Source organism: Saccharopolyspora sp. NPDC049426 (assembly GCF_040676935.1).
GTDB lineage: Bacteria > Actinomycetota > Actinomycetes > Mycobacteriales > Pseudonocardiaceae > Saccharopolyspora.
On the sequence record NZ_JBFAPZ010000009.1, the window covers coordinates 272,711 to 293,722 of the forward strand.

At 69.3% G+C, this 21,012-nt stretch carries 17 protein-coding genes; 6 read left to right on the forward strand and 11 right to left on the reverse strand.

From position 1 onward, the window contains the following. Positions 1 to 14: 14 nt before the first annotated feature. A complete protein-coding gene (locus AB0J78_RS21340) occupies positions 15 to 923 on the reverse strand; it encodes an enoyl-CoA hydratase/isomerase family protein (protein WP_363791597.1) in 909 nt (302 codons plus the stop codon). A gap of 249 nt (positions 924 to 1,172) precedes the next feature. Further along, complete coding sequence (locus AB0J78_RS21345) at positions 1,173 to 1,931, reverse strand: FadR/GntR family transcriptional regulator (RefSeq protein ID WP_363791599.1); 759 nt, start codon at positions 1,929 to 1,931, stop codon at positions 1,173 to 1,175. A gap of 173 nt (positions 1,932 to 2,104) precedes the next feature. Here AB0J78_RS21345 and AB0J78_RS21350 point away from each other — a divergent pair, with 173 nt between their 5' ends. From AB0J78_RS21350 to AB0J78_RS21360, 3 genes are all read left to right on the forward strand, one after another. Then, positions 2,105 to 3,550, forward strand: a complete 1,446-nt coding sequence (locus AB0J78_RS21350; protein ID WP_363791601.1) for an aldehyde dehydrogenase family protein — start codon at positions 2,105 to 2,107, stop codon at positions 3,548 to 3,550. Positions 3,551 to 3,571: 21 nt separating this feature from the next. Continuing rightward, the gene (gene xylB, locus AB0J78_RS21355) at positions 3,572 to 5,077 is read left to right on the forward strand and encodes a xylulokinase (protein WP_363791603.1); all 1,506 of its coding nucleotides are present in this window, start codon (positions 3,572 to 3,574) and stop codon (positions 5,075 to 5,077) included. A gap of 67 nt (positions 5,078 to 5,144) precedes the next feature. Then, positions 5,145 to 5,897, forward strand: coding sequence for an SDR family oxidoreductase (locus AB0J78_RS21360; RefSeq protein WP_363791605.1), 753 nt, complete (start codon positions 5,145 to 5,147; stop codon positions 5,895 to 5,897). A gap of 9 nt (positions 5,898 to 5,906) precedes the next feature. On the opposite strand, the gene AB0J78_RS21365 is transcribed toward AB0J78_RS21360, so the two are convergent. From AB0J78_RS21365 to AB0J78_RS21375, 3 genes are all read right to left on the reverse strand, one after another. After that, the gene (locus AB0J78_RS21365) at positions 5,907 to 6,737 is read right to left on the reverse strand and encodes an alpha/beta hydrolase (RefSeq protein WP_363791608.1); all 831 of its coding nucleotides are present in this window, start codon (positions 6,735 to 6,737) and stop codon (positions 5,907 to 5,909) included. Between the two features lie 216 nt (positions 6,738 to 6,953). Further along, positions 6,954 to 8,033, reverse strand: coding sequence for a tartrate dehydrogenase (locus AB0J78_RS21370; RefSeq protein WP_363791610.1), 1,080 nt, complete (start codon positions 8,031 to 8,033; stop codon positions 6,954 to 6,956). A 101-nt stretch (positions 8,034 to 8,134) separates the two neighbouring features. Beyond that, the gene (locus tag AB0J78_RS21375; protein ID WP_363791612.1) at positions 8,135 to 9,040 is read right to left on the reverse strand and encodes a LysR family transcriptional regulator; all 906 of its coding nucleotides are present in this window, start codon (positions 9,038 to 9,040) and stop codon (positions 8,135 to 8,137) included. Between the two features lie 228 nt (positions 9,041 to 9,268). Between AB0J78_RS21375 and dctA the strand changes: the two genes are divergently transcribed. Beyond that, positions 9,269 to 10,675 (forward strand): C4-dicarboxylate transporter DctA, encoded by a 1,407-nt coding sequence (dctA, locus tag AB0J78_RS21380; protein ID WP_363791614.1) that lies wholly within the window; start codon positions 9,269 to 9,271, stop codon positions 10,673 to 10,675. Positions 10,676 to 10,742: 67 nt separating this feature from the next. Here the strand turns inward: dctA and AB0J78_RS21385 are convergent, their stop codons facing one another. Next, complete coding sequence (locus AB0J78_RS21385) at positions 10,743 to 12,338, reverse strand: BCCT family transporter (protein ID WP_363791713.1); 1,596 nt, start codon at positions 12,336 to 12,338, stop codon at positions 10,743 to 10,745. A 356-nt stretch (positions 12,339 to 12,694) separates the two neighbouring features. On the opposite strand from AB0J78_RS21385, the gene AB0J78_RS21390 reads away from it, so the two are divergent. Next, complete coding sequence (locus AB0J78_RS21390) at positions 12,695 to 13,570, forward strand: TetR/AcrR family transcriptional regulator (RefSeq protein ID WP_363791616.1); 876 nt, start codon at positions 12,695 to 12,697, stop codon at positions 13,568 to 13,570. A gap of 155 nt (positions 13,571 to 13,725) precedes the next feature. Here the strand turns inward: AB0J78_RS21390 and AB0J78_RS21395 are convergent, their stop codons facing one another. Both AB0J78_RS21395 and AB0J78_RS21400 read right to left on the reverse strand, forming a co-directional pair. Beyond that, positions 13,726 to 14,940 (reverse strand): alpha-hydroxy acid oxidase, encoded by a 1,215-nt coding sequence (locus AB0J78_RS21395; protein ID WP_363791618.1) that lies wholly within the window; start codon positions 14,938 to 14,940, stop codon positions 13,726 to 13,728. Between the two features lie 41 nt (positions 14,941 to 14,981). Beyond that, a complete protein-coding gene (locus tag AB0J78_RS21400) occupies positions 14,982 to 16,649 on the reverse strand; it encodes an L-lactate permease (protein WP_363791620.1) in 1,668 nt (555 codons plus the stop codon). 169 nt (positions 16,650 to 16,818) lie between these two features. On the opposite strand from AB0J78_RS21400, the gene AB0J78_RS21405 reads away from it, so the two are divergent. Then, positions 16,819 to 17,541: a FadR/GntR family transcriptional regulator gene (locus AB0J78_RS21405; RefSeq protein ID WP_363791622.1), complete on the forward strand. Its 723-nt coding sequence runs from the start codon at positions 16,819 to 16,821 to the stop codon at positions 17,539 to 17,541. Between the two features lie 24 nt (positions 17,542 to 17,565). Here AB0J78_RS21405 and AB0J78_RS21410 read toward each other — a convergent pair whose 3' ends face one another. From AB0J78_RS21410 to AB0J78_RS21420, 3 genes are read right to left on the reverse strand one after another with little or no spacing between them, the layout of a single operon-like run. Beyond that, positions 17,566 to 18,465 (reverse strand): AraC family transcriptional regulator, encoded by a 900-nt coding sequence (locus AB0J78_RS21410; protein ID WP_363791624.1) that lies wholly within the window; start codon positions 18,463 to 18,465, stop codon positions 17,566 to 17,568. Between the two features lie 2 nt (positions 18,466 to 18,467). Further along, a complete protein-coding gene (locus AB0J78_RS21415; protein ID WP_363791626.1) occupies positions 18,468 to 19,547 on the reverse strand; it encodes an NAD(P)-dependent alcohol dehydrogenase in 1,080 nt (359 codons plus the stop codon). Between the two features lie 14 nt (positions 19,548 to 19,561). Further along, positions 19,562 to 20,842: an MFS transporter gene (locus AB0J78_RS21420; protein ID WP_363791628.1), complete on the reverse strand. Its 1,281-nt coding sequence runs from the start codon at positions 20,840 to 20,842 to the stop codon at positions 19,562 to 19,564. Between the last annotated feature and the right edge of the window lie 170 nt (positions 20,843 to 21,012).

Here is a 21,012-nt window from a genome sequence, read left to right on the forward strand (position 1 = left end):
CCAGACGTGCGCGTTCAGTTCCTGCCCGCCGCGTAGCGCATGACGTTCTCGGAGGTCTCGCTGGAGCGGAACATCCGGCCGAAGGTCTTGATCGACTGGTCCACCGCGCTCTGCAGGGAGACGTTGAGCCACTCGTCGATGAGCGCTCGCTGCTCGCGGATGGCCAGAGCCGGGAGGGCCGCCAGCTCGTGCGCCCATTCCTCGGCCACCGCCACGACGCTCTCCCGCGGGACGGTCTTGTTGATCAAACCGGTGTGCGCCAGCTCCCCCACCGCCCGCGGCTCGCCCGTCAGCAGCATCTCCTTGGCGGTGGAGAGCCCGACGTAGTGGTGCAGCAGCGCGGCGTCGACGACGGACGGGATGCCGAGCTTGACCTCCGGGAGCCCGACCAGCGCCTCCGCGTGGGCGACCCGCAGGTCGGCGGCGAGGGCCAGTTCGAAGGCGGCTCCGATGCAGGCCCCTTCGAGCGCCACGATGGAGATCTGCGGTGCGTGGCGGACGGCGCGCATCATCGAGCCGATGCCGGCGATGACGCCGCGCGCCTCGGTCTCGGAAACGCCCTGGAAGGTGCCCAGATCCATTCCGGCCGAGAAGTTCCGCCCGCCGGTGCCCGTGAAGACGAGCACGCGGCAGTCCTCGGAAGCCTCGACGACCGCTCGCTCCAGCGCCGGGACGTCGGTCGCCAGCAAGGCGTTGGCCTTGGCCGGGCGGTTGATGGAGATGGTGCGGACCTGGCCGGTGTCGCTGATGTCGATGGTCATCGGACGGTCTCCTTCGTCGTGCTCGTGCTCGTGTTCGGGGTTTTCTTTAACCTGCCGAACGGCGAAGATCAGGGTCGCGGCGAACCCGGTGCCGATGATCAACCCGGCTCGGATAAGCCCGGTGCGGCCGCTGTCGAGGAACCAGGAGTAGGGGAAGGCCATCAGTCCCGCACCAAGGGACAGGGCGAGCGCTGAGCAACTGCGCGCACGCCCCAGCACCACGTTTGCGATCGGCCTTCCTTCCGACGGCATCTCCAGCGTTGACCTGCCCCAGGACGTCGGTGCCCCGGGGCAGGTCGCGGCGAAGACCCCGGCATCGCCGATCGGTCGGAGCTGGACGATCGGGCGGTGCCGGGACCGGTCGAGTGTCGAACTTCGAGCGCGCTGGAGGTCAAGTCCGACCGCGAGTCGTCAGCGCGGTTCTCGCCCGGGAACCAGTTCGTCCTGCTGAGAGGCGACCCGGTTCAGGTGCGCACGCGCGGCCTCGCGCGCCGCGTCCGAATCGGCTGCTGCGATCGCCTCCAGGATCGCGCCGTGCTCGGCCAGGGTCTGCGGCAGGCTCGCGAGGTAGGACCCGGCGTCCTTGTACGACTCGCGCAGGCAGGTGTTCACCGGGTCCATGAACCAGGAGAAGAACGGGTTCCCACCGGCCCGGGTGACGATCTCGTGGAACCGCACGTCCTCCTCGAGGCAGACCTGGTAATCGCTCATGTGTCGTTCCACGCGTCCCACCGACGCGCGCAGCTCGTCCAGGTCCTCCTCCGTGCGGCGCGCCGCCGCCAGCGCGGTCACCTCGACCTCGATGATCAGCCGGGTCTCCATCAGCTGCTGGAACGTCGTCGCGTTCATCCCCAGCATCAGCGAGTAGTGCCGGACGATGGCGGAACCGTCCGGTTTGGACACCGTCATCCCGCGGCCGGGACGGATGTCGACCAGCCCGCGTTGTTCGAGGATGCGGCCCGCTTCCCGGATCACCGTCCGGCTGACGCCGTAGCGCTCGACGAGCTGAGGTTCGGTGGGCAACCGGTCCCCCGGGCGCAATCCCTGCGCCAGCAGGTCTTTCTGCAGGCGTTCGGCCACCACGTCGGGCAGGCGCGGTGGCCTTTCCGGCGGTGCTCCTCGGGTCTCAGCGCTGACCGCTGCTGGGATCGGGGGTTGCGACGAAGCCATGCGAGAACTATCGTCCGATCATCATACGAAGTCAACGAACAACACCTGTTCACCGGTATCGAGCCCGCAGGTCGGCCACGCCGCGTTCTTCGCCTCCGAGATGCAACCCGTCCGCTGAACATCAACGGCACTGATCGCCGGATCTCGCGTCAGCGCCACGAAAGCAGAACCGGATGTCTCAGAAAGTGATCACCTGCCGGAACTTCCACACCGGCACCTGGCACGACACCTCCGAGGGCCTGATCGAGCGGAACAACCCCGCGACGGGCGAACCGGCCGCGATCGCCCCTCGTTCGTCACCTGCGGACGTCGACGCAGCGGTCACCTCGGCCGCGACCGCCTTCCGGACTTGGCGCAGGACCCTCCCGGTCGACCGCGCCCGGTACCTGCACGAGCTCGCCGCGGAATGCGCGCACCGCGTGGACGACATGGCTGCGGCCATCACGCGGGAACAGGGAAAGCCGCTGGACGAGGCACGTGGCGAAGTCCGGAAGTTCATCACCGCGCTGCACTACTACGCCGAAGAGGCGCAGCGGGTTTTCGGGCGCACCATCCCCAACGACGCCGCCGGTTTCACCAGCATCGTCGAGAAGGAGCCCATCGGCCCGGTCGCCGGCATCGTCCCGTGGAACTACCCGATCGAGCTGATCGGTTGGAAGCTCGCGGGGGCGACCGCGGCCGGCTGCACCATCGTCATCAAGCCCTCCGAGCACACCCCGGGCTGCGCGCAGGTCCTCTCCGAGTGCATCGCGGCCGTTTTCCCCAGCGGCGTGGTCAATTTCGTCTACGGCGACGGCGGAACCGGGCAGGCCCTGGTCGAGCACCCGGCGATCCGCAAGATCGCCTTCACCGGGTCGATGCGCACCGGCCAGTCGATCTTCCGCTCGGTCAACGGGATCACCGCTCTGTCCCTCGAACTCGGCGGCAGCTGCCCGATGATCGTCACCGAGCGGGCGGACATCGGCGCCGCGATCACCGGCGCCGCCCGCCGTTCGTTCCGCAACGCCGGGCAGATCTGCATCGCGATCAACCGGATCTACGTGCAGGACGGCGTCCACGACGAGTTCCTGGCCGGTCTGGCGGCCACCGCCGACGCGCTGGAAGTGGCCGACGGGATGGAGGTTCCGTCCGCGGACGTCGGTTCGATGACGATGGAGGAGACCTACCGCCGCACCCTCGACCACATCGAGGACGCTCGCGAGCGCGGCGCCTCGGTCGTCGCCGGCGGCGGGCCCGTCGCGGAGCTCAAACCCGGCCTGTTCCTGCGTCCCACGGTCGTCGCCGACGCACCGGACGAGGCGCTGGTGATGCACGAGGAGACCTTCGGCCCGCTCGTCGGAGTCTCGAGGTTTTCCGATCTCGACGACGTCATCGACCGGGCCAACGCCGCACCCGGCGGGCTGGCGGCCTACGCCTACACCGACGACACCCGCGAAACGTTCGCGCTTGCCCGCGAACTCGACTTCGGGAACGTGGCGGTCAACAACGTCGACGCCGGAATCATGAACGCGCCCTACGGCGGCCGGCGGGAAAGCGGTTTCGGTTCCGAGCACGGCCACGAGGGCCTCGAATCCTATCTGCAGCTCAAGCACATTCGGCTTCGCCACGGCGCGCGATGAGGCGCGGAAGGACGTAGCACCATGATCATCGGCATCGATCTCGGCACCTCCACCTGCAAGGTCATCGCCGTCAACGGCGACGGCGAAGTGATCGCCAAGCAGAGCCGCGACTACGCCATGATCAACCTCCGGCAGGGATGGGCCGAGCAGGACCCGGCGGAGTGGTGGCGCGCCACCGATGATGCGATCACGGCGCTGACCGCGTTGCTGCCCGAGGGCGGGCGGGAGGTGTCGGGAATCGGCCTGTGCGGCCAGATGCACGGGCTCACCGCCCTCGACGCCGCGGGCGAACCGCTGCGGCACGCGATCCTGTGGAACGACCAGCGGGCCGCACCGCAGTGCGACTGGATCACCGAACGGGCAGGCGGGCTCGACGAGCTCCTGCGGATGACCAGGAACCGGATGCTGCCCGGTTTCACCGGAGGCAAGATCGTCTGGTTCCGGGAGAACGAGCCGGAGCTCTTCGCGCGCACGGCACGCGTCCTCAACCCCAAGGACTACCTCCGGCTGCGCATGACCGGGACGTGCGCCACCGACGTCTCCGACGCCTCGGGCACCGGCCTGTTCGACGTGGCGCGCCGCGCCTGGTCCGACGAACTGCTCCAGCTGCTCGACATCGACCGCTCGCTGCTGCCCGACGTCGTCGAGTCCACCGACCAGACCGGGCAGGTCCGACCCGAACTGGCCGAGCGGTGGAACGTCCCCACCGGCACCCCGGTCTTCGGCGGCGGCGGAGACGCGGTCATCCAGACGACCGCGATGGGCCTCGTCGACGCCGGCCCAGTGGGGTTCACCATCGGTACCGCCGGAATCGTCGCCGGCGGCGCGTCCTCCTGCCCCGACAACCCCGGGGGCCGGGTCCAGGTGTCCTGCGGCAACGCGCCGGGACGCTGGCACTGCATGGGTGTTTCGCTCAGCGCCGGTGGGGCCTTCCAGTGGTTGCGCGACGCGCTCGCGCCCGCCACCACCACTCCGATCTCCTTCGACCGGCTCATCAGCCTCGCCAAGGCCGTCGATCCCGGTTCCGACGGCCTCCGCTTCCTGCCCTACCTGCTCGGTGAGCGGTCCCCGCACGTCGCCCCGGAGGCGACCGGCAGCTGGGTGGGGCTGACGCCGATCCACCACGTCGGCCACCTGGCGCGCAGCGTGATGGAAGGGGTGCTGCTCAACCTCCGGGAGATCCTGGAGGTGTGCCGCGACGCCGGGCTCGGCTGCGAGCGCGTCATCGCCTCCGGCGGTGCGACCAGCGAGCCGTTGTGGCTGCAGATGCTCGCCGACGTGCTCGACCGGGACATCGCCGTGGTGACCGGATCCTCGGAAGGAGGCGCCTACGGTGCCGCGCTGGCAGCGGGAGTCGGTGCCGGTCAGTGGAGCGATTTCGACCAGGCGCTGGCCGGGGTGAGCGTGGAGCGCACCTTCGTCCCCCAACCGGGGCCTGCGCAGGAGTACGACCGGATCTTCCCCGCCCACCGCCGGCTCTACGACGGGCTCAAGCCCGTCTACCAGGCGAACGCCGAGGTTGTGTGATCACCGGCTTCCCACTGGTCCGCACGAGATCGGCGATGTCAACGTCCACCCACTCCCGGGAGGGAACATGACCGACCTGTTCGCGCTCAACGGCAGGAACGCGATCGTCACCGGCGGCGCGCAGGGCATCGGCGAGGCCATCGTGCTCGGCCTCCGCGACGCCGGTGCCCGGGTGTTCATCTGCGACGTCAACCCCGACAGCGGTCGAGCATCGGCCGAGCGCCACGGCGTCGAGTTCGTGGCCGCGGACGTCACCGATCCCGACAGCGTCGAGGCGGCGTTCGAGCACGTGGTGACCGCGGGCGGTTCCGTCGACGTCGCGGTGAACAACGCCGGCATCGTGCACAACCACCCCAGCGAAGACCTCGACCCCGCGGACTGGCGCCGCGTGATGTCGGTGAACCTCGACGGCGTGTTTTACAGCTGCCGGGCCGCGGGAAAGCGGATGCTCGCGCAGGGCTCCGGGAGCATCATCAACACCGGCAGCATGAGCGGCCACATCTCCAACCGCCCGCAGCCCCAGTCCGCCTACAACGCCGCGAAGGCGGGCGTCATCCACCTCACCAAGTCCTTGGCCGGGGAATGGGCTGCTCGCGGGGTGCGGGTCAACTCCGTCTCCCCCGGCTACGTGGGCACCGAGCTGACCAAACGCGGTCTGAGCAACGAGGAGTGGCGTCGGGCCTGGATCGACGGCACCCCGATGAACCGCGTCGCCGAACCCCGCGAGATCGCCCCGGCCGTGGTCTTCCTCGCCTCCGACGCCAGCAGCTACTGCACCGGAACCGATCTCGTCGTGGACGGCGGCTACACCGTCTGGTGACAAGCCGTTTCAGGATCGCTCGGTCAGGAACTCCAGCAGGTCGGCGTTGATCGTCTCCGCGTGCGTGGTGGGCATGCCGTGCGGCAGACCTCGGTAGGTCTTCAGCGTCGCGTTCTTCAGCAGCTTCGCCGACAGGGGCCCGGAGTTCTCGTACGGCACGATCTGATCGGCATCGGTGTGCATCACCAGCACCGGAACGGTGATCTTCGTCAGATCATCGGTGAAGTCGGTCTGGGAGAAGGCGACGATGCCGTCGTAGTGCGCCTTCGCGCCGCCCATCATGCCTTGCCGCCACCAGTTCTGGATGAGGGCTTCCGCTGGTTCCACGCCCGGCCGGTTGAATCCGTAGAAGGGACCCGACGGGAGGTCGCGGTAGAACTGCGAGCGGTTGGCCGCCAGCTGCGCCTGCAGGTCGTCGAACACTCGCCGGGGCAGACCGCCGGGGTTGGCTTCGGTGGCGACCATCAACGGCGGAACGGCGTTGATGATGGCGGCCTTGGACACCCGCGCCTCGCCGTGCCTGGCCAGGTACCGGATCACTTCACCGCCGCCGGTCGAATGGCCCACGTGAACCGCGCCGGTCAAGTCGAGATGGGCTGTCACCGCGGCGAGATCGTCGGCGTAGTGGTCCATGTCGTGGCCGTCGCCGGTCTGGCTGGAGCGTCCGTGCCCGCGCCGGTCGTGGGCGATCACCCGATATCCGCGCTCCAGGAAGTACAGCATCTGGGCGTCCCAGTCGTCGGCCGAGAGCGGCCAGCCGTGGCTGAACACGATCGGCGTGCCCGAACCCCAGTCCTTGAAGAAGATCTCGGTGCCGTCGTTGGTGGTGATGGTGCCCATGCAGTTCCTTCCTCGGGTGTGGAACGACGCGGCACACCTGCGCCACGTGTCCAGGGCTCAACACCGCCCGATGCTCCGCACGAACCGACCGAACCTCCAGGGCCATAAGTCACTCGCACCGCACGTCCACAACACACCCGCTGATCGAGCGCGCGCTCGCAACGCCGGCCGCCCACCCCGTTCCGCGATCTCGGGGTGGGTGTCAGCGGCATCGAATCAGGAGAGGTGGGTGAGGATCGCTTCGACGATCTCGTCGGTCTTGGCGGTTCCGCCGACGTCGGGGGTGAGCAGGCCCGAAGCGGTGGTGGCCTCGATGGCCTCGCGGACGCGGGTGGCCTCGTCGGTCAGGCCGAAGTGGTCCAGCATGAGCGCGGCGCTGCCGATCGCGCCGATCGGGTTGGCCAGTCCCTGACCGGCGATGTCGGGGGCGGAGCCGTGGACGGGCTCGAACATCGACGGGAACCGGCGGTCGGGGTTGAGGTTCGCGCTGGCGGCGAGCCCGAGACTGCCGGCCAGGGCGGAGCCGAGGTCGGAGAGGATGTCGGCGTTGAGGTTGGAGGCCACCACCACCGACAGGTCCTCGGGGTGCAGGACGAACTTCGCCGACATCGCGTCGACGAGCACGCTCTCGGTCTCCACGTCCGGGTAGTCGGCGGCCACGCGCTCGAACACCTCGTCCCAGAGCACCATGCCGTACTGCTGGGCGTTGCTCTTGGTCACCGACGACACCTTCTTGCGCTCGCGCCCCCGCGCGAGGTCGAAGGCGAACCGCATGATGCGCTCGCAGCCCTTCTCGGTGAACAGCGCGGTCTGCAACGCCACCTCGTTGCCGGGTCCGCGACCCGCGAGGTTGCGGCCACCGAGACCGGCGTACTCGCCTTCGCTGTTCTCCCGGACCACGACCCAGTCCAGCGGGGTGTCGTCGGCCTTGCGCAGCGGCGAGGTGATGCCGGGGTGGAAGTGCACCGGCCGGACGTTCGCCCACTGGTCGAAGCTCTGGCAGATCCGCAGCCGCAGGCCCCACAGGCTGATGTGGTCGGGCACCGACGGCCAGCCGACGGCACCGAAGTACAGCGCGTCGAAGTCCTGGAGCGCTTCCAGGCCGTCCTCGTCCATCATGCGACCGGTCTTCTCGTAGTACCCGCAGCCCCAGGGGAACTCGGTCCAGTCGAAGGCGAAGCGGCCACCGGACGCCGCGGCCAGCGCGTCGAGCACGGCCCGGCCGGCGGCGACCACCTCGGTTCCCACACCGTCTGCGGGGATGGCGGCGATGGTGAACGTGCGCTGTGCTGACATCGGGTGACTCCCTGCTGCGTTCGACTCGTCTTGCCTCCGAGTGAAGACCGGCGGGCGCCGGACGTCCAACACGCGCTGCCGATCCGGTTGATAGGTGCTGGCTATGTCGTCTGCTCCAGGTAGCCGACCGGCGTGTGGGAGCGGGCCACGGTCAGGAACGCCTGAGCGGCCGGTGTCAGCGGTGCGGACCGGCTGATCAGCGAGACGTGCAGCTGGGACGGTGGGTCGATGCGCGCGACGCGGGCCCCGGCCCGGCGGGCCAGGGGTGCCCAGGCCGAGGGCAGCACGGCGAGCCCGACACCCTGCAGCACCAGCGGCAGGATGGAGGTGCGGTGCGCGACCTCGGCCACGATCTCCAGGTCCTCACCGGAGGCGAGCATCTCGTCCACGATGCGACGCATCTGGCTGCCGGGTGGCGAGGCGATCAGCCGCGCGCCCGCCAGCGCTGCTCGCGGTACGGGGTCCTCGTCCGGGAAGCCCGCGTCGTCCGCGCCGACCACGACGAAGTTCTGGGATTCCAGCGGCAGCACGTCGACGCCCGGGGCCAGCACGCTGCCGGGAGCTCCGACCAGGCCGAGTTCGCAGGCTCCGTCCCGGACCTTCTGCACGACTTCTTCCGGTGTGAAGGCGGCGTCCGCTGCGACGATCACGCCCGGGTGCTGCTGGGTGAACAGGCGGGTCAGCGTGCTGAGCGGCTCGATGCCGGGTGACGGCATCGTCACCAGCTCGACGCGGCCGCGCTGCACGCCCTTCAGCGAGTCCATCGTCGCTCTGGCCGTGCGCAGGTCGCGCAGGACCTGGCGCGCCGGTCCGATCAGCTCCTTGCCCGCATCGCTGAGCACCGCGCCGCGTCCGATCCGGTGGAACAGCCGCACCCCGAGCTCGCGTTCCAGGCCCGCGACCGCTTGCGACAGCGACGGCTGCGCGATGTGCAGCTTCTGCGCCGCACGGCCGAAGCCGTCGTTGTCGACGATGGCCATGAAGTACTCGAGCTGACGTGCGTCCATCCGAAACTTCCTCGGGAGCCGGCGACCTTCGATCGCCCCAGCTTAATGGGCATTCATTCGTCAAACCTATCCGTCGGGTAGCGAGTCCCTGTTGGACGGCGCACCGCGAATCCGGTCAATGTCATGGCCACCTTCCTGGGCGAGGAGGCTCCGAGCCGAATCTCCGCCACACCGGCCCGGTCCGACCCGCAGGGCCCCGGCCTCGACGATCGACGTGCAGGAGACGCAATGACGCAGACCGCACAGCACCCGGTTCCGGACGACGGGAAGCCGAGGGCCAAGCCCTGGTACCGGCAGCTCTACGTCCAGGTCCTGCTCGCCATCGTCATCGGCATCGTCGTCGGCTGGCGGTGGCCCGACCTCGGTGAGGCGATGGAGCCCATCGGGACGACCTTCATCGACGCCATGAAGATGCTGATCGGCCCGATCGTCTTCCTCACGATCATCGGCGGCATCGCGAGCGTCGCCGACCTGAAGAAGGTCGGTCTGACCGGTCTCAAAGCCCTGACGTACTTCCAGGTCGGCACGATCATCGCGATGGTCTTCGGGTTGGTCGCGATCAACGTCGTCCGCCTCGGCGAAGGCGTCAACGCCGACCCGTCGACGATCCAGACCAGCGGCAAAGCCCAGGAGTACATCGAATCCGGCGAGTCGCAGCACTGGTGGGAGTTCCTCACCCACATCGTCCCGGACAGCTTCTTCGGCGCCTTCGTCGAAGGCGACATCCTGCAGATCATCTTCCTGGCGGTGCTCTTCGGCATCGCGATCAAGGCGGTCGGCCCGATCGGCGAACCGGTCATCCTCGGCGTCAAGCGGCTCACCGACATCGTGTTCAAGGTCCTGAGCTTCGTGATGAAGGCCGCCCCGCTCGGCGCCTTCGGCGCGATGGCCTACGCCATCGGCAAGTTCGGACTGTCCACGCTGACCAGCCTCGGATCGCTGATCGCCCTGTTCTACACCACCTCGATCCTGTTCGTGGTGGTCGTCCTCGGCGGGTTCCTCGCCGCCTACGTCCGGCTCAACATCTTCCAGCTCTTCCGCTACCTCAAGGACGAGTTCTTCCTGGTGCTGGGCACCTCCACCGCCGAACCCGCCCTGCCGGGCCTGATGCGCAAGATGACGTTCATGGGCGCCGACCGCACCACCGTCGGCCTCGTCGTCCCGACCGGCTACAGCTTCAACCTCGACGGCGCCGCGATCTACCTGTCGCTGGCGACCCTCTACATCGCGCAGGCCACCAACACCCCGTTGAGCATCACCCAGCAACTCGGGCTGCTCGCGGTCATGCTGCTCACCTCCAAGGGCGCCGCAGGCGTTGCGGGCGGCGGGTTCATCGCCCTGACCGCGACGCTGTCGACCGTCGGGACCGTGCCCGCAGCGGGCATCATGCTGATCTTCGGCATCGACAAGTTCATGTCCGAATGCCGCGCCCTGGTCAACTTCTACGGCAACGCCGTCGCCACCCTGGTGATCGCCAAGTGGGACCGGAACCTCGACATCAACCGCGCCAGGCAGGTCCTCGCCGACCCCACCTCCTCCGAGCGCTCAGCGGAAGCACCAGAGCCGATCCGGGAGGCGAGCCCCGCCCCCGACGGCGAGCCGGGGACCGCCCTCGCCCAGGACGGGAGCCGGTGAGCCCAGCGCAGATCCGGCTGATGCGGATCGGGACCGTCGCTCATTAGGACGGTCCCGATCCGGGTGGTCAGTTCGCCGCCGCTACCGGGTCCTTCTCCGGATCTTCGCGCTCGGCGGGCGCGGCCACGAGCGAAGGAGCGGCCCCGTGCTCGCCGAAGTCGGCTCGCAGCCATCTGATCAGCGACACCGCGACGAGCACCAGCACGAAGATCAGCGGGAACGCGGTGATGATGGACAAGGTCTGCAGGGCTTCGAGCCCTCCGGTGTACATCAGCACGATCGACACCCCCGCCAGCACGATCGCCCAGAAGACGCGGTGCCACCTCGCCGGTTCCACGTCCTGCGGCAGGTCCTTGGACGCCACCGCGGCCATGGTGTAGGCCGAGGAGTCCAGCGTCGTGGCCAGGAAGACCACCATCAGCAGCAGGAAGGCCACCACCGCGAACGAACCGAGCGGCAGGTGCGCCAGGGTGGCGATGATGCCCGCCGTGTCGCCCTGCTGCTGCACGATGTCGGCCACCGGCACGATCTTGTTGAGCTCGAAGTACAGCGAGGTGTTGCCCAGCAGCATGAACGCCAGCCAGCACCCGGCGCTGCCCGCGAGGCACATCGCGCCGATCAGCCCGCGGACCGTGCGGCCCTTGGAGATCTTGGCGGTGAACAGGCCGACGAATGGCGCGTAGGCGATCCACCAGCCCCAGTAGAAGATGGTCCAGGTCTCCTCGAACCCGGAACCGCCCACCGGGTCGGTGTAGAAGCTCATCTCCACGAAGTTCTGCAGCAGGATGCCGAAGCTCTGGGTGAAGGTGTCGATCAGGAACACCGTCGGGCCCAGCACCAGGATGAACAGTCCGAGTCCGAGCGCCAGCCACACGTTGATGTCGGCGAGGCGCTTGAGCCCCTTCTGCATTCCCAGGAACACGCTCACGCCGAACAGCGCCGTCCAGACCACGACGATCCCGATGTCCAGGGGCGTGCCCTTCTCCAGCGGGGTCATCGAGGCGATGCCCTCGGACACCAGCGGGACCTCCAGCCCCAGCGAGGTGCCCGCGGCTCCGATCAGGCCGAAGATGAACAGCACGTCGATGATCCGACCGAGCCAGCCGTCGGCCCGGTCCCCGATCACTCCGCGGCACGCGTCGCTGAGCCGCAGGGTCCGCTGCTTGCGCACGTGGTAGACGTAGGCGAGCGCCAGGGCGGGTAAGCAGAACAGGCCCCACGCGGTGAATCCCCAGTGGAACAGCGGGTAGGTGGCGGCCCAGTCGGCCGCCTCGGTGCTGCGGGGCTGGATGCCCATCGGTGGCTCGACGTAGTAGTACGACCACTCGATGACACCCCAGTAGATGATCCCACCGCCGATGCCCGAGGTGAAGATCATGGCCAGCCAGCTGTAGGTGGAGAACTCTGGCCTGTCGTCGCGACCGCCGAACTTCACCCGGCCGTAGCGGCTGAACGCCAGCCATCCGAGGAAGCCCGCGACCGCGGCGGCGAACCAGAGATAGAGCCACCCGAACTTCCCGGTCAGCAGACCGAGCGCGCTGTCGAGAGCCTGTTGACCACGTTCCGGGGCGATCATGACCGGGACGCAGATCGCGGCCACCAGCAGCACCGAGAACCAGAAGATCCGTCTGTCGATCCGAACTTTTCCGCCTGTCGCAGGGATGACGGAAGCACCTCCACATCTCGTGGCCGACGCCTGCCGGCCGGGCTTGCCGTACCGCGCCTCGTCGTGCCGTGTCTCGCGGGACGCCCGCCGGGAGCGAGCCGTGGCCGATGCGTGTGTTCCACGCCGGGCAGCTGGCGCTCGCCGAGCGGATCGGCGTTGCGATTCGACTGATGAGTCAGTTGCGCAACGGCGTAAACATTGAGCCCTTTTGTTCGTCCCGTCAAGTGCCGGTCACCTTAACCACAGCGCAACCGGCATTTTTTGGAGGTGTGCAACGCTGCTACCAGCTGCTCGCAGCGTTGCGATGAGCTCGCGCGTTGCGATTGTCGCAATGCCTGTTAGTGTTCGGGGTCGTGGAGGAGAAGGAGTCGTCGCTGCGCGACCGGGTGAAGGACGTGCTGCGCGCGCACCCGGGCAGCCAGCGCGCGTTCGCCGAGCAGATCGGGCTGGACGCCACCAAGCTGTCGAAGTCGCTGGCCGGCACCAGGCGCTTCACCCCCGCCGAGCTCACCCGCATCGCCGAGGTCGGCAACGTCACGGTGAACTGGCTGATCAACGGCAGCGACGAGGCCGACACGGTTGCCGCCGCGCCGCAGCGCTCGGCCGTCCTGGCCCGCACCGCCGACGCGCGGGAGGCCGGGCGCCATCAGCAGATCCTCGACGCCGCCTGGCACCTGATCGCCGAGCACGGCTACCACGCGGTGCGGATCTCCGACGTCGCGAAGGCGTGCGGGGTCAGCGCGGCGACCATCCACTACCACTTCCCCGGCAGGGACGACCTCCTCACCGAAGCGCTGCGGCATTCGGTGCGGCAGGCGTTCGACCGGCAGGTCGCCGAACTGCACAGCATCGACGACGCGCACGAACGCCTGCTGCGGCTCGTCGAGCTCCAGCTGCCCAAACCCGGCCTGCTGCGGCTGGAGTGGTCGATCTGGTTGCAGGTGTGGAACGAGAGCGCGCGCAACCCGGAGATGGGCGTGCTGCACTCGGATTCCTACACCCGCTGGCACGACACGATCGCCCGCACCATCCGGGAAGGCCAGCAGCAGGGCGTGTTCATCGCCGACACCGATCCCGAGGACCTCACCGTGCCGCTGACCGCGCTGATCGACGGCTTGGGCATCCAGGTCCTCACCGCCAGGCCCGGCCGTTCCGTGGAGCGGATGCGGAAGGTGCTGCACGACCACGTCGAGCGCGAGATCGTCCGGCAGGACACTAGGAGCTGTTGAGGAATCGCGTTGCTTGGCGGTGCTTGTGGCAGAACCCGCGGCGGTGCCGGCTGAGTCCCACACTTGAAACAGCGGCTCCGCCGCCTTCTTAAGCTCCTAGCGCCGGCTCCGGGCCTGAGCACCGAGGGGCGTGCTCGGCGCTCAGGCCACCAGTGTCATCCGGGCAGGGTCACGTGCTCCGGTGTCAGGTCGGTGAGCCGGCTGACGCCGAGCAACTGCATGGTTCGGGTGATCTCGGCGCTCAGGATCTCCACCGCCCGATCGACCCCGCGTTCGCCGCCGGCCATCAAGCCGTACAGGAAGGCCCTGCCGATCAGGCATCCGTTCGCGCCGTTGGCGACGGCCGCGATGATGTCGGCACCGCTGAGGATGCCGGTGTCCAGCAGGATTTCGGCTCGGCCCTGGAGTTCGTCGACCACCCGCGGCAGCAGCTTCAACGGGGTGGGCGCGCGGTCCAGCTGGCGACCGCCGTGGTTGGACAGCACCACCGCGTCCGCACCGGCGGCGACGACGTCGCGGGCGTCGGTCGTGCTCTGCACGCCCTTGACCACGAGCTTGTGCGGCCAGAGCTCCCGCAGCCACTCCAGGTCGGCGAAGGTCACCGTGGGGTCGAACATGGTGTTGATCAGCTCGGCGACGGTGCCGTCCCAGGAGGACAGCGAGGCGAACGACAGCGGTTCGGTCGTGAGCAGGTTGAAGCTCCAGGCCGGGTGCAGCACGCCGTCGACGAAGGTGCGCGCGGACAGCGCCGGCGGGATCGTCAACCCGTTCCGCGCGTCCCGGTGCCGGGCGCCCGCGACCGGGGTGTCGACCGTGAGGATCAGCGTGTCGTAACCGCTCTCCAGCGCGCGGTTGACGAGGTCCTCGCTGGCTTCGCGGTCCTTCCAGAGGTAGAGCTGGAACCACTTGCGCGCGTTCGGCGCGGAGCGGGCGACGTCCTCGATCGACGTCGTGCCCATGGTCGACAGCGAGAACGGGATGCCGGCCCGTTCGGCGACGCGGGCCACCGCCCGCTCGCCCTCGTGCTGCATCATCCGCGTGAACCCGGTCGGGGCGAACGCGAACGGCAACGCCGAGCGCGCGCCGAGGACCTCCGCGGACGGGTCCACCGCCGAGACGTCGCGGAGCACGGCGGGGTGGAACTCGACCTGGCGGAACGCCTGGCGCGCCCGCCGCAGGCTGATCTCCTCCTCGGCGGCGCCGTCGGTGTAGTCGAACGGCGCCTTCGGCGTGCGACGACGCGCCAGCTGCCGGAGATCGGCGATGGTGTGCGCCCGGGAGAGCCTGCGCCGGGTGCCGTCGAGCTCGACGGGCCGTGGCCGCAGGAGGGGTTTCAGCTCTGACCAGCGGGGGATCTGCCGCTCGCTCACGGGTTTTCCTCTCTCGTTCGTTCGGTGGGTGCCCGGGTCCGCTACTGCGGCAACATCCAGGCGAGGACGGTGGCCTGCAGGAAGACGAGGACGCAGAGCGCCAGCAGCAGTCCCAGGCTCCACTTCAGCGTCACCCGCAGCAGCGTCGCCTCCTGGTTGACCAGGCCGACCGCGCTGGCCGCGATGCTCAGGTTCTGCGGGCTGACCATCTTGCCCATCACGCCGCCGGAGGTGTTGGCGGCCACCAGCAGTGCCGGGTCGACGCCCACCTTCTGCGCGGCCACCTGCTGCAACCCGGCGAACAGGGCGTTCGCGCTGGTGTCCGATCCCGTCACCGCGACGCCGATCCAGCCCAGCACCGGCGACAGGAAGACGAACGCCGCGCCCGCGGCGGCGATGGCGGTACCGATCGTCGTGGTCTGCCCGGACTGGTTCATGACGTAGGCCAGGGCGAGCACGCAGACGACCGCGAGCGCCGACCACCGCAGCGACCTCGCGGTGCTGACCAGGTCGGAGAGCGCGGCGCGCAACGGGATCCGGTAGGCGGCCACGACGCCGAATCCGCAGAGCAGGAGCAGGCTTCCGGGAGAGGACAGCCAGCTCAGGCTGAAAACGGTTGTGCTGGAGGGTTCTCCGGACGCCGTCAGCAGCGCGCCGTGCAATCCGGGCCACGGGATCTTCACGGTCGTGGCGTCCAGGGCGTCGCCCAGCGGCTCCCACAGCTTGACCACCGAGAACACGACCACGACGAGGACGTAGGGCAGCAGGGCCATCGCGGTCCGGCCTGCGCTGAGCCGCTGCCGCTCCCCCACGATCGTCCGCGTGGCGGCGGCTCCATCGCTGGGGCCGTCGGCCGGTGCCGGGCGGCCGAGGCGCTGGTGCGCCGCTTCGCCGCCGCGCGGCTGCCAGAAGCGGAGGAGGACCACCAGCGCCACCGCGCCCACGAGGGAGGACACGATGTCGGTCAGCTGCACCGAGATGTAGTTCGCGCAGACGAACTGGGCGACCGCGAATCCGACGCCGGTCGCGGCCGCTGCCTGCCAGGTCTCCCGCAGTCCGCGACGTCCGTCGACGATGAGGACGAGCAGGAACGGGACGGCCAGCGCCAGCACCGGGGTCTGCCGTCCGACCACGGCGCCGATGTGCTCGTAGGGGATCCCGGTCAGCTCACCGGCGGTGATGATCGGGGTGGCCAGGGCGCCGAAGGCGACCGGCGCGGTGTTGGCGAGCAGGACCGTGACCGCGGCGCGCAGCGGTGGGAAGCCGATCGCGACCAGCATCATGCCGGTGATCGCCACGGGCGCGCCGAACCCGGCGAGCGCTTCGAGCAGGCCGCCGAAGCAGAACGCGATGACCACGGCTTGGATCCGCGGATCGGGGGAGATCATGCCGAAGCACGTCCGCAGGTCCTCGAAGCGCCCGCTGGTCACCGTGAGCTGGTAGAGCCAGATCGCGGTGAAGACGATCCACATGATCGGCAGCAGGCCGAACGCGATGCCTTGCCCGGCCGAGGACAACGCCATGCCGATCGGCATCCCGTAGGCGGCCACGGCCACCGCCAGAGCCGCCGCGAGCCCGGACAGGGCCGCCCAGTGGGCCTTCACGCGGAATGCGCCGAGCAGCACGAACACGGTGACGAGGGGCAGGGCCGCGAGCACGGCCGAGAGCACCAGGCTTCCGCCGATCGGCGCTGGATCCGGTTGGTACACAGGCGCGACACCTCTCTGAGTCAAGACCGCCAATGTCGACCTTTATGTGGTCGGACCATAAGGTGGCTGTACCCTAAGAGCCCCAGAAGGGGATGTAAAGGTTTCGGGGGCACCGATGGCCGGGATCGAGAGCGACGACGATCCGAACGCTGGCGGATCGTGGCGCCCGGTGGCGCGCGCACGAACCTACGAGCTCGTGATCGAGCGGGTCGAAGAGCAGATCGTGACCGGCCAGCTGAAGGTGGGCGATCGGCTGCCCGCCGAACGCGACCTGGCTCAGATGCTCGGCGTGAGCCGGGGTGCGGTCCGCGAAGCGTTCCGCGCGCTGGAGGCGCAGGGCGTGCTGCGCATGGCGGTCGGCACCGGCCCCGACGCGGGAACGACCGTCGCCGCCACCCCCAGCAGCGCCCTGAACCGGCTGCTGCGCCTGCACGTGGCGCTGGCCAACTTCCCCATCCAGCACGTCGTGGACGCGCGGGTCATGTTGGAACGCGAGAGCGCCCGGCACGCCGCGGAGAAAGCCACTCCGGCCGACCTGGAGGAGATGCGCGAGCTGCTCGCGGCCATGGACGACCCGGACTGCGACCGCGAGCGCTTCAACGAGCTGGACGCCGATTTCCACGTCGCGATCGCCGAAGCGGGCGGCAACCGCCTCGTCGCCGACATGACGATCGCGATCCGCGAATCCATGCGCCGGCCGCTGCTGAACGCCTTCCAGGAGCTGGGCGACGCGTGGGCCCCGATCGCCGAGGGACTCAAGAACGATCACCGCTCGATCTGCGAAGCGCTGGAAGCCGGCGACAGCGCCGCGGCGCAGGAGCACGTCGAGAGGCACATCCGCGGTTTCTACCGGGACGGCTGGGGAGGCTGCTTCTCCACCGACCAGAGCTGACCCCGGCACCCGAAGTCCGCTCGGTCAGTGCTGGTTGAGCCTGCGGTAGCAGGACGGGGTCGTGCCGGTGGCGGCGCGGAACTGGCGGTTGAAGTTCGACAGGTTGGTGAACCCCACCCGGTAGCAGATCTCCGCGACGGGCAGCCGGGTGGTGCGCAGCAGGCGGGACGCCTCCGTGACGCGCATGCGGCTCACGGTGCGGCTGAAGCCCACGCCGGTGGCCTTGGAGAACAGCCGGGAGAAGGCGTCCCGGCTCAAGGCCACCTCGTCGGCCACGTCCCGCAGCAGCATCCGGTCCGCGAGGTGGTCGGTGATGTAGTTCAGCGCCCGGTTGAACAGCTCGGTCTCCTCGACGTCCAGGCGGTAGGAGCCGCCGTGGCTGTCGAGGTAGTGGCGGTCGGACTCGGGCGACTCGGCGAGCACGCTCAGCAGCTCGGTGACCGCGGCCAGGCGCCGCAGGCCGAAGGTGCCCTGCACGGCCTCCAAGGCCGCCGCGCCGTCCTCCGCCGAGCGGCCGCCGAACTCGATGCCGCGAGCCGCATCGTCCAGCAACGGGCGCAGGGACTCCAGCTCCGGCAGCTTCTCGGCAGCGGCGAAGAACCGGTCCTGGTCGAGCTGCAGGACCACGTCGCGGTTGCGCACCGGTTCGTCGTCCTCGAGGTGGGAGATCCAGTTGTGCGGCAGGAAGGAGCCGATGAGGCACAGGTTCCCGGGCCCGAACGGACCCACGTGGTCACCGATCATCATCGTCCCGGAGGACTCGCGGACGAGGTGGACCTCCACCTCGGGGTGGTGGTGCCAGCGGGCCAGCGGGTGCGGCCAGTCGTGCTGGTGCCACCGCACGGAGCTCGACGGGTCCGGGACCACGAGTTCCCGCACGGGCGAAGCGGTTTCGCCCGTGCTGCTCCGCGCGGCGGCACCCACCGTCAGGCTCCCGCCACTCGGATCTGGATCTTGGTGTCGCCCGGTCGCGCCTCGGCGCCGCGCTCGAAGGCGGCGACGGCCTCCTCCACCGGGTAGGTGGCGCTGATCAGATCGCCCAGGTCCACCGACGGCGAAGCCGCCAGTTCGATGGCTCGCGCGTAGGCGTTGGCGTAGCGGAACACCGTCTCGATGCGCAGTTCTCGGGCTTGCGCGGCGGCGACGTCCAGGGGCACCGGATCCACGGGGATGCCCACCAGCACGATCGTCCCGCCCGGTGCGGGGGTCTCCCACAGCGAGCCGAAGGCCCTCGGGTGGCCGCTGGCCTCGAACACCACGTCCGCGCCCCAGCCGTCGGTGGCCTCCCGCACCACGTCGGCCAGGTCCTGCCGGGTGGCGTCGACGGGGTGGATGGTCGGGTACGCCTCGATCTTGGCCAACTTCTCCGGCGCGACGTCGGAGATGTGCACGCGGGACGCACCGCTGGCCGCGGCCGCGATCGCGGTGAGCACCCCGATCGTCCCGGCTCCCGCGACGGCGACCACGTCACCGGGTGAGATCCCCGCCTTGGTCACCGCGTGGACGGCCACCGCGAAGGGCTCGATGAGCGCGCCTTCCTCCAGGGACAGCCGGTCGGGCAGCTTGTAGGTGAAGTCGGCCGGATGGACGACCTCCGGTCGCAGGCAGCCGTGCACCGGCGGGGTGGCCCAGAACCGCACGTCGGGGTCGACGTTGTACATGCCCAGGCGCGAAGCGCGGGAACGCGGGTCGGGGATGCCCGGTTCCATGCACACCCGGTCGCCGACGGCCAGGTGGGTGACGCCCTCGCCGACCTCCAGGACGGTGCCGGAGGCTTCGTGACCGAGCACCATGGGCGCCTCGACGACGTAGGGCCCGATCCGCCCGTGGGTGTAGTAGTGGACGTCGCTGCCGCAGATGCCGACGGTGTGCACGCCGATGCGCACTTCGCCGGGGCCGACCCGGCCCGGGCCGGGGACCGGGCGGATCTGGATCTCGTGCGGGCGTTCGAGGACGACGGCGTCCATCGTCTTCTCCTGCGGGCTGGGAGCGGTCGTGGGGTTCATCGTCGCAGGTCCTCTCAGGCGGCGTTGGTCAGGCGCTCGCGGCGCGGGAGCACCCGACCGGCCTCGGTGGTGATGCCCGGCTGGGGCGGGTGGATGAAGAAGGTGGTGATCGTGCCCAGCACCATCAGGCCCGCGAAGGCCCAGCACACGCCGATCGGTCCGATCACCGGCAGCAGCGCGGTGGCGATGCCAGGACCCGCGAAGGTGGTCAGCCCGGAGGCGAGGTTGTGGGCCGAGATCGCCGCCCCGCGGTGCTCCGGTGCGAGCGCCGGGAAGATCGCGCCCATCGGCACGAAGGCGGTGACCGACAGCGCGAAGAGCACGGCGGGGACGATCATCAGCGGGAAGCTCGGTCCGAACCACACCGGGAAGTAGGCGAAGGCCAGCGTCGCGATCGCCATGCCGCCGAAGCCGTACCAGCGCATCTGGCGCATCCAGCCGTAGCGGTCCCCGAGCCGGCCCCACATGATGTTGGATCCGATGGTGATGGCGTTCGTGATCGCCCACAGGGTCATCCACTCGGGCAGGGAGAACCACGCATCGCCGCCGACGTCGTCGGTGGTCAGGTAGAGCGGCATCATCATCGGGAACGCGTAGAGCGTCAGGTTGCACAGCACCCGGATGACCACGGACAGCGCGATCTGCCGGTTCTCGACCAGGATCGTCACCCCGCGCAGCAGCTCCCGAGCCCTGCCCTCGCGGGCGAGCTCCCGCGAGCGGTCGGCCTCCGGCGGGGCACCCGGAACGAGGAAGGCGCACAGGGCCGTTCCGGCCGCGACGAAGATCAGCGACGCCCACAGCGTGGCGTACTCGCCGATCACGGGGACCAGCAGGCTGGGCACGTAGGCGCCCATGACGCCGAGGCCCAGCGAGAACGAAGCCCAGAACCAGCCCATCGCCGAGGCCAGGCGACTGGGGTGGACCGACTGCGCGATGAGCACCACGAACGAGTACATGAACAGCGGGTAGGCCACCCCGCGCAGGCTGTAGATCAGGATCGTGCCGACCACGCTGCGCAGTCCCACCGTCAGGAACAGGACGTGTAGGACCATCCACAGGACGCCGCCGAGCACCATCAGGCGCCGGGCGCCGACGACCTCGGCCAGCACGCCGGTGGTCCACGCCGAGAAGGCGACCACCAGCCCGTACACGGTGAAGACGAGCCCGGCCTGGGTGGGCGAGAAACCGCTCTCGACGAGGAAGCGGGACAAGAACGTGAGCTCGAAACCATCACCGGTCATGAACACGGCGAGGGCGAGGTAGCCGAACAGCAGGCGCCGCGGCATGCCGAACATGCGGGAGTCACTCCTTTGTGGACACCGATTGGGCAGCACCTGACGAGGGAGAATCACACGTCAGAGGTGCCTGATGTCCACAAACTACGTCGGCACGACGAGGCGAACTAGGCAGATAAACAGCCCCGCACTGATACTTTCGTGCGCCGCGCGCCGCATGGGCTGGGAGC